The sequence below is a fragment of the Algoriphagus sp. 4150 genome (assembly GCF_031457395.1).
Classification (GTDB): domain Bacteria; phylum Bacteroidota; class Bacteroidia; order Cytophagales; family Cyclobacteriaceae; genus Algoriphagus.
On record NZ_JAVDWS010000009.1, the window covers coordinates 119637 to 132007 of the forward strand.

A 12371-nucleotide genomic window follows, 5' to 3' on the forward strand; every position below is an offset into this window, starting at 1 on the left:
AAATTTATTAAACTATGCAGGTTACTTCATCCGTACGCGAGCCGTTAGTTACCGGGGGTAAATCCTACCATGATGTGACACATGATGTGTCGCGCCATGTAGAAGCAAAGCCAAATATCAGGTGGTTTCTTGCTTTTCTTACTTCTGCCGGTGTTTTGGCTTTAGGATCTATAGCTGTTGTTGCCACCGTTTGGGAAGGCATTGGTATGTGGGGTCTTAACAAAACCGTAGGCTGGGCTTGGGATATCACCAACTTCGTTTGGTGGGTAGGTATCGGTCACGCCGGTACGCTTATTTCAGCTGTATTACTACTTTTCAGACAGAAGTGGAGAACGTCCATCAACAGAGCCGCAGAAGCGATGACTATTTTTGCGGTTATCTGTGCGGCAATGTTTCCGGTACTTCACATGGGACGTCCATGGTTGGGAGCCTATTGGGCACTTCCCCTTCCAAACGTTTTTGGATCTCTATGGGTGAACTTTAACTCCCCGCTTCTTTGGGATGTGTTTGCGATTTCTACTTACTTCTCTGTATCTCTGGTGTTTTGGTACATTGGTTTGATTCCTGATTTCGCTACTATCAGAGATAGAGCTACAGGCCTCAGAAAGGTTATTTATGGTGCTCTTTCATTCGGATGGGATGGCGCAGCAAAATCCTGGAGCAGGTACGAATCCGTTTCTTTGATTCTTGCAGGTTTGGCTACTCCTCTTGTACTTTCTGTACACACAATTGTATCCTTTGACTTTGCTACCTCTGTCATACCGGGATGGCATACCACGATTTTCCCTCCATACTTTGTTGCGGGTGCGATTTTCTCCGGTTTTGCGATGGTATTGACGCTCATGATTATCACCAGAAAAGTATATAAGCTGGAAGATTACATCACGATAGGACACATTGAGTTGATGAATATTGTAATTATCATCACCGGGTCTATAGTAGGTATCGCGTACATCACCGAGTTTTTCATTGCATGGTATTCAGGCGTAGAAGCAGAGCAATATGCATTTATCAATCGTGCAACGGGTCCTTACTGGTGGGCATACTGGTCTATGATGACTTGTAACGTAATCTCCCCTCAGCTATTTTGGTTTAAGAAGATCCGTACTTCTGTCGTAGCTACGTTTGCTTTGTCGATCGTAGTGAACATAGGGATGTGGTTTGAGCGATTTGTGATCATCGTGACTTCTCTTCATAGAGATTACCTGCCATCTTCATGGGCGATGTTCTACCCTAGCTGGACTGATGTAGGAGTTTACCTGTTTACCTTTGGTTTGTTCTTCACCCTGTTTTTCCTGTTTGCCAAATTCTTCCCGGTAATCAACATGGCTGAAGTTAAATCTGTATTGAAGTCTTCATCTGATAAAGTGAATAAATAATCATGGAAAGAGATACACATTTTGTTACCGGAGTTTATGAAGATGAGGATGTCTTACTTCATGCGATCAAGGAAGTAAAGTCTTCAGGCATCAAAATCCACGAGGTTTATTCACCTTATCCTGTTCACGGAATAGATGATTACCTTGGCTATAAGAGAAGCAAATTGCCTATTGCAGCCTTTTTGTTCGGTTTACTTGGGACTACTTTGGCTTTGACTATGCAATACTATATGATGGCATTTGACTGGCCTATGATCATCGGTGGAAAAGATCATGGCGCTTTCCCTGATTTCATCCCTGTTACTTTCGAATTGACTGTCTTATTGGCATCATTCGGTATGGTAGGAGTGTTTATGGTGAGCACCAATCTGAAGCCTTGGGCGCAGCCTAGAATATTTGATTTGAGGATTACTGATGATAAGCATGTGTTGGCAATTGATATAGCGAATAATTCAGCTATTGAGTTGGCTAAGATTGAAGAGATATTGAAATCTTCGGGAGCATCAGAGGTTAATAGAAAAAGTTTTGAATAGTAAATCCGGAAAAATGAAGATTGCTAAAACGCTAAGTATTTTAGGGATTGCAGTGGCAGGGATTTCCCTAGCGGGCTGTAGAGCTGGAGGAGAGAATCAAGGATTGGAATATGCCCCTCAGATGTATCACTCTGTGGCTTACGAGCCTTTGACTCAGATCATGGATTCGGAGACAAAAGGTAATATCATCTCTAATAGAGAAGATGGAAAAGGCGAATATTTCAACAGTAATATCAACAATCCTCATAGCATGAATATGAGAGAGCCTGTTGCAAACACTGTCCCAAGAAATAAGGAAGGCTATTTGCCATATCGGTACAAAGCTTTTGAAGTAGAAGAGGCGGGATCCAACGTGAAAAATCCTATCAAGGTCTCTGAAGCAGTATTGAAAGACGGTCAGAGACTGTTTGGACTTTACTGTACACCGTGTCACGGTTCAGGTGGTCTGGGAGACGGCCCTGTAGGTGAAATCATAGGAGGTGTAGCCAATCTTACCGGTGGCGCATATACTTCTCTTTCGGAAGGTCACATCTATCATGTGATCACTAAAGGAAAAGGAAGAATGGGAGCTCACGGTTCTCAAATTACTCCTGAAAACAGATGGAAAATTGTTCATTACGTGAAGCAAGAACTCCAAGGCGGTCAAAATGCTGACAATGCAGTAGCTCAAACTACTGACAATGAAGCAGCGGTAGAAGCTGACCAAGATGTTACACAAGTAGAAACTCCAGCTAATTAATTATGGCTCACGACGTACAACACTATAATCTGGATCAAAAATTTGATTTCACCGCAGCTACCAAAAAAACCGTATTAATGGTTTTGGGAATCGGAGCTGTGTTACTAGTACTAGGTATCGTAATGGCGATGTTTGGTGGTGGTCATCACGAAGCTGTAGAAGCTGAAGCCCATCCGTTTCATTGGTATGAGCGTCTATACGCTAACCTTTGGATCAACAATGTGTACTTCACGGGTATTGCTATTATAGGCGTATTCTTTTTTGCTATCCAATATGCGGCGCAAGCCGGTTGGTCTACGGCCATAATCAGGGTAATGCTTTCTTTGGGTAATTGGCTTCCAATTGCAGGTGTTTTGATGATCGTCACTTTCTTCGTGGCAAATCACAGTCTTTTTCACTGGACACATGCTTACCTGTTTGACACCACTTCTCCTCAGTATGATAGTATCATAGACGGTAAAGGAGCTTTCTTCTACTGGCCTATGGCTAAAGGAACATTCCCTGTATTCTACATTTTGAGAATGGTTTTGTTCTTTGGATTCTGGGTATTCTTTTTCAAGAAGTTCCAAAGCTTTACCTATAATGAGGATTTGATCGGAGGTACTTCTTCTTGGTATAAAATCAGAAGCTGGTCAGCTTTTTTCTTGATCTTCTTTGCTGTATCATCTTCTATCTCTGCATGGGACTGGGTAATGTCAATTGACACACACTGGTTCTCTACCCTGTTTGGATGGTATGTTTTCTCCTCTTGGTTTGTGGCAGGTTTAGCTACGATCACGTTGATTACAATATTCTTGAAGAGCCAAGGATTGCTTGAGATGGTTAATGAGAATCACGTTCATGATTTGGGTAAATTCATCTTTGGATTCACAATCTTCTGGACTTACCTGTGGTTTTCCCAGTTCTTGTTGATTTATTATGCCAACATCCCTGAAGAGACTGTTTACTTTATCGAGAGATTGTCCAGCGATATCTATGGTCCATATATCTTTGTCAATCTGGGAATGAACTTCGTTTTGCCATTCCTTTTGTTGATGACCAGAGATTCCAAGAGACACGGAGTATTCTTGAAGTTGGTTTGTGCCTTGATCATTGCGGGTCACTGGGTAGATTTCTTCCTAATGGTTCAACCGGGTACGTTAGGGCATAATGGAGGCGTTGGATTTATGGAAGTTGGTATGTTCTTAGTATATGGCGCAGCCTTCACGTTTGTAGTTCTTACCGGATTGGCAAAAGGGAACCTTGTTCCTAAAAACCATCCAATGCTTGAAGAAAGCTATCATCATCACATTTAATAACAGCCGAAATAATTAAGGTATGTACGGATTTCTGATTGGAGTAGGGGTTCTTTTGATATTTTCCATAATATGGATGGTATATCGAATCCAAACGTTGGTCTCTGTGGTAAAAGGATCTGATAAAAAGATCGCCTCAGGGAGTAATAAGGTAAATGCAATTTTATTCATAGTTTTTTTGGTGGGTGCCGGCACCTTGATGTTTTGGTATTCTATCAAAGAATTTGACAATTATCAACTGCCTATTGCATCTGAGCACGGTGTAGTTACGGATTCCTTGTTTTGGTGGACAATGGCAATCACAGGAGTAGTATTTTTGATTACTCATGTGTTGCTGTTTATTTTTCCTTACAAGTACCGGTATAGCGAGAAACGAAAAGCAGATTTCTATCCTGACAATAACAAGCTTGAGATTATCTGGACTATTGTTCCGGCCGTTGTACTTGCAGGTTTGGTGATATCCGGTTGGGTAGCATGGTCTGATATTACTGCTCCGGCACCTGAGAATGCCCATACAGTAGAGATCATGGGATATCAGTTTGCTTGGGACGTGAGATATCCGGGCAAAGACAATGTACTTGGAGATTACGACTATCGACTGATCACAGCAACGAATGCACATGGAATCGATTTCAACGATAAGAATTCTATCGATGATTTTCCGTCTCCTGTAATCGTAATCCCAAAAGGGGAGCCTGTTCTTTTCAAGATTAGAGCAAGAGATGTACTACATTCTGTTTTTTCTCCTCACATGAGATTGAAAATGGATGCTGTACCCGGAATGCCCACGCGTTTTTGGTTTGTACCCACTAAGACCACAGCTGAAATGAGAGAGGAAACAGGAAACCCTGAGTTTGTCTACGAGATCGCCTGTGCGGAAATCTGTGGAAGAGGCCACTTCTCTATGAAAAAAATTATTGAGGTAGTGGAGCCGGAGGAATACCGGAAGTGGTATTCAGAGCAGAAGTCTTTCATCCAAATGAACCCGGCTTTAGCAAATGGTCTTTCTTCAGAGACTAAAGAGCTTGCGGAAATTCAATTAAGCGAAAAGTAATAAACAAAATTATAGATTATGTCTACAGCATCTGTCGCAAATCATGACGCAGCACACGATCATCACGACCATGAGCACCATGATAATTTTGTAACAAAATATATTTTCTCCCAAGATCACAAAATGATCGCGAAGCAGTATCTGGTTACAGGTATGTTTTGGGCTCTTCTTGGCGGGTTTCTTTCTATCCTATTTAGATTACAATTAGGGTTTCCTGAGATGGACATGTCTTTCCTTCGTCCGATTCTTGGCGGATGGATTGATGAAACAGGAGCATTGGATCCTACATTTTATTTGGCCTTGGTGACAATGCACGGTACCATCATGGTATTCTTTGTACTGACTGCCGGTCTGAGTGGAACGTTCTCCAACTTTCTGATTCCTTTGCAAATTGGAGCTAGGGATATGGCTTCAGGATTTATGAACATGCTTTCGTACTGGTTGTTTTTCCTTTCAGGTGTGATCATGTTTATCTCCTTGTTCCTTAAGACTGGTCCAGCCTCAGGTGGCTGGGTGGTATATCCACCTCTATCTGCCTTAGAACAAGCTATTCCCGGTTCTGGATTGGGGATGACGCTTTGGCTGGTTGCAATGACTTTCTTTATCGCATCCTCTCTAATGGGAGGTATCAATTACATTACTACCGTAATTAACCTTAGAACTAAAGGAATGTCTTTCTCCAAGCTTCCTTTGACGATTTGGGCTTTGTTTCTGACGGCAGTGATTGGTCTATTGTCCTTCCCTGTATTGTTTGCGGCAGCTTTATTACTTGTGTTTGACAGAAGTTTTGGCACTTCGTTCTACCTATCTGATATTTATATCAATGGAGAAGCTCTTCCAAACACCGGAGGTAGCCCGGTTCTGTATCAGCATTTGTTTTGGTTCTTGGGTCACCCCGAAGTTTATATTGTCTTGCTCCCTGCTTTGGGAATTACCTCCGAAGTAATAGCCACCAACTCAAGAAAGCCAATCTTCGGATACAAAGCGATGATTATTTCATTGTTGGGTATTACAGTTCTTTCCTTTGTTGTTTGGGCTCACCATATGTTCGTGTCGGGGATGAATCCTTTCCTAGGATCTATTTTCATGTTCTTGACGTTGATCATTGCGGTACCATCAGCAGTAAAGGTATTTAACTACTTGACTACATTGTGGAGAGGTAATTTGATCTTCACTCCGGGAATGCTGTTTTCCATTGGTCTTGTATCTTTCTTTATCTCAGGGGGATTGACAGGTATTTTCCTTGGAAATTCCGCTATCGATATTCAGCTTCATGATACTTACTTTGTAGTAGCCCACTTTCACTTGGTGATGGGATCTGCTTCATTCTTCGGGATGATTGCAGGAGTTTACCATTGGTTCCCTAAGATGTTTGGAAGAATGATGGATGCCAAGCTGGGCTACGTTCACTTCTGGATCACATTTGTAGGTGTTTACATGGTATTCTTCCCTATGCATTACATCGGTATTGCAGGATTTCCTAGAAGATATTATACCTGGACAAACTTCGATTTTGCCAATATGTACACGGATTTGAACATGTTTGTGTCAGTTGCGGCGATTATCACCTTCTTAGCACAGTTCATCTTTTTGTTCAACTTCTTTTACTCCATGTTTAGAGGTAGAAAGGCGACTGAGAATCCATGGAGATCCAATACTCTTGAGTGGACCACTCCTCTGGAACCGGGACATGGCAACTGGCCGGGAGAAATTCCTTCTGTGTACAGATGGCCTTATGATTATTCCAAGCCGGGTGCAGAAGATGATTTCATCCCTCAGACTGTTCCTCTTTCCGCTACACCGGAGTCTAATCTACCCCATGAGCAGGAATTGGTAAAAGTGGAACTGGAAATCATGAAGGATGAGGAGACAGTTTTGGCTTCAAATGAAACAAGCCACTAATAAATCATTGGATAGCTTTCGCCGGGTGAGTTTAGCCACGGTGATAGCTGTCTATATACTGATATTAATCGGTGGGATAGTTAGAAGTTCCGGTTCAGGAATGGGTTGTCCCGATTGGCCGAAATGTTTCGGCAGCGTGATTCCTCCGACTAGTGTGGATCAGCTGCCTACAAATTATCAGGAGATTTATCTCACTAAAAGATTGGCCAAGAACGAACGGTTTGTGGCAACACTTGAAAAATTAGGATTCTCAGAGAAGGCGGAAGAAATAGCGAATGACAAATCTATCCTTGTTGAGGAAGAGTTTAACCCGGTAAAAACCTGGATAGAATATCTTAATCGATTGGCAGGTGTGGTGATAGGGCTATTGATTATTCTTACTGTTTGGAAGTCAATTCCTCTCAGAAAGGTTGATCGATGGATACCGATTTTATCTGTTTTCAATCTTATCCTTGTCATCTTCATAGGATGGATAGGCTCTATAGTAGTCTCTACAAATTTGCTTCATTGGATGATCACTTTCCATATGATGCTGGCTTTGCTACTGGTCTCTCTACTGATCTACGTTTACCACAGGTCTGGTAGGTTGATCAAAAGTAAAGGAGTAAAGATGGACGTCCCCAGACGAATAGAGCTGATCTTGTTGATTGGTACTATTCTGATGTTGGTCCAAATTGTCCTAGGTACGCAAGTACGGGAGCAAATTGATATCATTTCCTCTTCGCTTGGAGATATGCTAAGGGACGAGTGGATAGGACGGATAGGTTTGGAATTCCTGATTCATCGGTCCTTTTCTATAATTCTGTTGGCAATTCACATATTGTACTTCATCTGGGCGTATAAATACACCCTGAGAAGATCTCAAGTAAATCTTTGGTCTCAGGTCTTGATGATTCTGATTATACTGGAAATAGCTACAGGAATGGCAATGGCATACTTTGGTATTCCTGCATTTCTTCAGCCTATCCATCTCTTATTAGGTTCTTTGATTATCGGGGTGCAAGTCATTTTGCTGCTAGAAATCAGAGAGAACATTCAGTTTCGATTAAATACAAATTGATCATGAGGACAGTTGAAGTAACTGACCATATTAGTAGTTTAGTAGTTGGCAAGATTAAAGCTTACGCTGAGTTGATAAAATTGAGGCTATCCGCTTTAGTTACCTTCTCTGCAGTATTTGGCTACATTCTTGGTGATCGGGGGGTGAGTTTCGGTTGGTCTGGATTTATCGGACTGGCTATTGGTGGCTTCTTGATCAGTGGGGCTTCATGCGCTGCCAATGAAATCTTGGAACGTGATCTGGATAAGCTAATGAAGCGTACCCAGAATCGCCCGCTTCCCTTAAAACTTATTTCCCTTCAAGAAGCTCTTTGGGTTACCTCTATAGTATCCATTGTCGGGGTTGGCTTGCTTTGGTACTTTACAAATCCTTTGACCACTTGGTTGGGAATATTAAGTATGGTACTCTATGTATTTGTTTATACTCCATTGAAGAGAGTAGGGCCAATCGCAGTATTTGTGGGGGCTATTCCCGGTGCACTACCCCCACTTTTGGGTTGGACAGCCGCTACCGGTTCTATCTCTCATGAAGCTTTGATTATCTTCGGAATTCAGTTTATCTGGCAGTTTCCCCACTTTTGGGCAATTGCCTGGGTGGGAGATGAGGATTACAAAGCAGCCGGATTCAAATTGCTTCCAAGCGGCGGCGGTAAGGATCTGAACACTGCTATTCAAATTATGATATACACATTGTTCCTATTACCGCTGGGTTTGCTGCCGAGTTATTTTGGACTTACCGGAATGACCTCAGGTATTGTGGCGACCGTGTGTGGAGTGTTATTTCTTGCCCAGACCTTTTCGTTGATGAAAGACTGCTCACGCAAATCTGCACTTCGAATTATGTTTGGATCCTTTTTGTACCTACCCATCGTACAGATTGCTTACTTATTGGATAAACTACCGTAACGACGATGGAAAAGGAACTAAAATATGTAGATATAGTAGATCAGCCGATCTCAATGCATCCAAAGAAATTTGCATTATGGCTTTTCTTGGTGACTATAGTTATGATCTTTGCTGCACTTACCAGTGCTTACATTGTGAGACAATCAGAAGGTAATTGGCTGGAATATGAACTTCCTGCTATTTTCTGGTACACCTCAGGCATAGTAATCGTAAGTAGCATTTGCCTTCAATACGCATATGTAGCAGCAAAAAAAGATAACTTTGGAGGTCTTAGAGCAGGTCTTTTCTTAGCTGTCTTTTTTGGGATTACTTTCCTCGTGGGACAGTGGTTTAGTTGGGTAGCGTTGGTGGATAAAAATGTGTTTTTCGTAGGCAATCCTTCGGGCTCATTTCTCTACGTATTCACCGGATTGCATGCCGTTCACCTAATCAGCGGTGTGATATTTCTGATTATTGTATTAATTTCGACCTATAAATATAAAGTACATTCCAAGTCGCTGGATACACTTGAAATGGCTGCCACATTCTGGCATTTTCTAGCTGCTTTGTGGTTGTATCTATTTATGTTTTTGCTTTTGAATCATTAAAATAAACCAAGTACAAATCAATATCTTATGTCTGCGCATTCTACTGCTATAGGAGTAAGCCCGAAAAGAGGCGTCTGGGGAGGCGGTAACGAACCTCTCAAAGCCAGTTATGGAAAACTCATGATGTGGTTTTTCCTTCTTTCGGATATCTTTACTTTTGCCGCTTTTTTGATTACCTATCTTGCGATTCGTGTCAGTTATCCTTCTTATGCAGGGCCTGCTACTGAGTTTGTAGGTTCTAATGAATACTGGCCGATTCCTGAATTGGTTTTTGATGCCATCCCATTTGTACATGGAGTTCACGCACCGCTTGTATTTGTAGGTTTGATGACCTTCATTTTGATTGCAAGTTCTGTTACTATGGTATTGGCTGTGGAAGCCGGTCATAGAAATGATAGAGATGATGTAGTGAAATGGATGCTTTGGACTCTTTTGGGCGGGATTACTTTCCTAAGCTGTCAAGCTTGGGAGTGGAGTCACTTTATCCATGGATCCGACGGAGGTGTTGTGTTGACTTATATCAATGATTTAAGCCGAAATGTGACGGAAACTGTCTTTGGAGCTAATCTACTGGTAAATGAATATGGGCCGGCTTCATTTGCGAATCTGTTCTTTTTCATCACCGGTTTCCACGGATTTCACGTTACTATAGGAGTAATACTTCTATTCATGGTGTTTTATCAAGCAGCTGTGGGAGTTTATGATAGAAGAGGCCACTACGAGATGGTTGAGAAAATCGGGTTGTATTGGCACTTTGTTGACCTGGTTTGGGTCTTTGTATTTACGTTGTTCTACCTGATCTAAGCTATAAAAATTAGAATTATGGATATTCAAGAAAATAAATCAACACTTAACGTTGTACCTAGAAACAACGATAAGATCAAGAAAATCTGGAAGACAGCTTTGATTTTGTTATTGATCACTGCAGCAGAGTTTGTGATGGCTTTCACCATGCCTAGAGGGATAATTCTTTATGTCTTATTCATGGCCTTGACCGTATGGAAAGCCAAATATATTATGATGGAATTCATGCACCTTGGAGATGAGGTTAAGCCGCTGATCTATTCCATTCTCGTGCCTATCACATTTCTGTTCTGGTTGATAATCGTCCTGATCAAGGAAGGCTCTGATATATTTTTACTTCGCTGGTTTTAATCAGGTTTTATAAATTGTATAATAAAAGAAGGTTGAAGTGAGACACTTTAACCTTCTTTTTTGTTAAACCACTAGTATGAGAAGTCTGAGAATATTGCAAGGGTTGGTGTTGGTATGCATCCTCTTGGTGCCCATTTTGATTTTCCTGTTTCTTAAAGGTTTTGGAAGCAACAGTTACGATATTCCTGTATACTTTGAAAAGGGTGTTGATAACCCTTTCAGTGAGTGTCCTATAGCTGATACTACCCAGCATTACATTCCTGAGTTTTCTTTTACCAATCAGGTAGGAGATAAAGTAGGGAGGACCGATATGGAAGGGAAGATCACAATTGTTGATTTTTTCTTCACCTCATGCCCGAGTATCTGTCCCAAAATGTCTGCCGAAATGGAACGGGTCAATGATATGTTTAGGGAGTATGATCAGGTGCAGATCATGTCTATCAGTATCGATCCTACCTATGATACCCCTGAGATTCTTAAAGAATATGCCGAAAAGCATAATGCTGAGGCTGGAAAATGGAATTTTTTGACAGGGGGAATTCAAGAAACCTATGACCTCGCCAAATGCGGCTTTCTCATCCCAACTGTGGATGGTTTGGGAGTTCCGGATGACTTTGTTCACAGCGATAAGTTTGTGCTTATCGATGAGCTGGGAAGGATCAGGGGGTATTACAGTGGTACTTCACGCGAAGATGTGGATTTATTGATGTTAGAGACTAAAGTATTAATGCATGCTGGCGAAAGAAAATAGTTTGATGGAAAATGAAGGGAAAGTAAAGGGCTGGATTATTGCCATTTCTGTAATCATTCCTGTGGTGGTGGCGGTGCTGATATTCATGCCATCTAAAATTGATCTGGGTGCGGAGTGGGTTTATTTTCTTCCCCATCTGAATGCTGTGATTAATTCTGCCGCTACTTTAGCTTTGATTGCAGGTCTCCTTTTCATCAAAAAAGGGAATATTCCGTTGCATCGCGCCTCCATGACTACCGCGTTTTCTTTGGGAGCAATATTCCTCGTGTCCTATGTGGTGTATCATGCGGCAGCCGATAGTACCTCTTTCGGTGGTGAGGGGATGATCCGCAGTATTTACTACTTCTTATTGCTTACGCATATAATTTTGGCAGCTGTAGCACTTTTCCCTATTCTCTTCGCGTACTATTATGGATATACAGATCAGCGTGAGAAGCATAGAAAAGTTGTTAAATTTGCCTATCCAATCTGGCTTTATGTGACAGTCACCGGAGTGATAGTCTACCTGATGATCAGTCCTTATTATGTACATTGAAAACCTGCGTTCTTGATAAAGCGTAGGATATAGTATGAAATCGAGCCTGATCCCGTACCTACGGGAACACACACTGGAATGATTATAAATACATGCGACCTGCCTACCGCCTTTAGGCAGGGATTCCATAGCCTACCCCGACTATTCGGGGTGGCCATTGAAAAACAAATTATCATCACATGAAAAAAGCTTTCAAAATAGTATTCTTTTCACTCGTCACTTTTCTGTTTCACACAGCAGGTTTTGCTCAGTGTGCCATGTGTAGGGCATCGGTGGAGAATAATGTAAGTAATGGAGAGACAAGTATAGGTGCGGGCTTGAATCTTGGCATCATGTATCTTTTTGTCATGCCATATCTCATAGCTATGGTGCTGGGCTTTTTCTGGTATAGAAATGCAAAAAAAAGGAAGGCAAAAATAGCCTTGCACTGAACGAATAGAAGAGCAAAGTTTGATCAAGGACTTTGCTTTTTTTAT

Annotated in this window: 14 protein-coding genes; all 14 read left to right on the top strand. The window is 41.7% G+C overall.

Annotated elements, in window-relative coordinates:
- Window positions 1-14 precede the first annotated feature (14 nt).
- The 14 genes from nrfD (at window position 15) to J2X69_RS13270 (ending at window position 12326) form a co-directional block, all read left to right on the top strand.
- On the top strand, window positions 15-1379 hold the full coding sequence (gene nrfD / locus J2X69_RS13205; protein ID WP_310103965.1) for an NrfD/PsrC family molybdoenzyme membrane anchor subunit: 1365 nt from the start codon (window positions 15-17) through the stop codon (window positions 1377-1379).
- 2 nt (window positions 1380-1381) lie between these two features.
- Complete coding sequence (locus J2X69_RS13210; protein WP_310103967.1) at window positions 1382-1912, top strand: DUF3341 domain-containing protein; 531 nt, start codon at window positions 1382-1384, stop codon at window positions 1910-1912.
- A 13-nt stretch (window positions 1913-1925) separates the two neighbouring features.
- A complete protein-coding gene (locus tag J2X69_RS13215) occupies window positions 1926-2651 on the top strand; it encodes a cytochrome c (RefSeq protein WP_310103969.1) in 726 nt (241 codons plus the stop codon).
- A 2-nt stretch (window positions 2652-2653) separates the two neighbouring features.
- Window positions 2654-3946: a quinol:cytochrome C oxidoreductase gene (locus J2X69_RS13220; protein WP_310103971.1), complete on the top strand. Its 1293-nt coding sequence runs from the start codon at window positions 2654-2656 to the stop codon at window positions 3944-3946.
- 22 nt (window positions 3947-3968) lie between these two features.
- A complete protein-coding gene (locus J2X69_RS13225; protein WP_310103973.1) occupies window positions 3969-5000 on the top strand; it encodes a cytochrome c oxidase subunit II in 1032 nt (343 codons plus the stop codon).
- 18 nt (window positions 5001-5018) lie between these two features.
- Window positions 5019-6902 (top strand): cbb3-type cytochrome c oxidase subunit I, encoded by a 1884-nt coding sequence (locus tag J2X69_RS13230; protein WP_310103975.1) that lies wholly within the window; start codon window positions 5019-5021, stop codon window positions 6900-6902.
- On the top strand, window positions 6886-7962 hold the full coding sequence (locus J2X69_RS13235; RefSeq protein WP_310103977.1) for a COX15/CtaA family protein: 1077 nt from the start codon (window positions 6886-6888) through the stop codon (window positions 7960-7962). Before J2X69_RS13230 ends, J2X69_RS13235 begins: the two co-directional genes overlap by 17 nt.
- Window positions 7963-7964: 2 nt before the next feature.
- Window positions 7965-8867 carry a heme o synthase gene (gene cyoE / locus J2X69_RS13240; RefSeq protein ID WP_310103979.1) on the top strand — a complete coding sequence of 301 codons (903 nt, stop codon included), beginning with the start codon at window positions 7965-7967 and terminating at the stop codon, window positions 8865-8867.
- Window positions 8868-8872: 5 nt separating this feature from the next.
- Window positions 8873-9454 carry a cytochrome c oxidase subunit 3 gene (locus J2X69_RS13245; protein ID WP_310103980.1) on the top strand — a complete coding sequence of 194 codons (582 nt, stop codon included), beginning with the start codon at window positions 8873-8875 and terminating at the stop codon, window positions 9452-9454.
- A 27-nt stretch (window positions 9455-9481) separates the two neighbouring features.
- Window positions 9482-10258 carry a cytochrome c oxidase subunit 3 gene (locus tag J2X69_RS13250; RefSeq protein ID WP_310103983.1) on the top strand — a complete coding sequence of 259 codons (777 nt, stop codon included), beginning with the start codon at window positions 9482-9484 and terminating at the stop codon, window positions 10256-10258.
- An 18-nt stretch (window positions 10259-10276) separates the two neighbouring features.
- Window positions 10277-10609: a cytochrome C oxidase subunit IV family protein gene (locus J2X69_RS13255; protein ID WP_310103985.1), complete on the top strand. Its 333-nt coding sequence runs from the start codon at window positions 10277-10279 to the stop codon at window positions 10607-10609.
- Window positions 10610-10685: 76 nt separating this feature from the next.
- The gene (locus tag J2X69_RS13260) at window positions 10686-11360 is read left to right on the top strand and encodes an SCO family protein (RefSeq protein WP_310103987.1); all 675 of its coding nucleotides are present in this window, start codon (window positions 10686-10688) and stop codon (window positions 11358-11360) included.
- A 4-nt stretch (window positions 11361-11364) separates the two neighbouring features.
- On the top strand, window positions 11365-11895 hold the full coding sequence (locus tag J2X69_RS13265; RefSeq protein ID WP_310104102.1) for a DUF420 domain-containing protein: 531 nt from the start codon (window positions 11365-11367) through the stop codon (window positions 11893-11895).
- Between the two features lie 179 nt (window positions 11896-12074).
- Window positions 12075-12326, top strand: a complete 252-nt coding sequence (locus tag J2X69_RS13270; protein WP_310103989.1) for a hypothetical protein — start codon at window positions 12075-12077, stop codon at window positions 12324-12326.
- The last annotated feature ends 45 nt before the right edge of the window (window positions 12327-12371 follow it).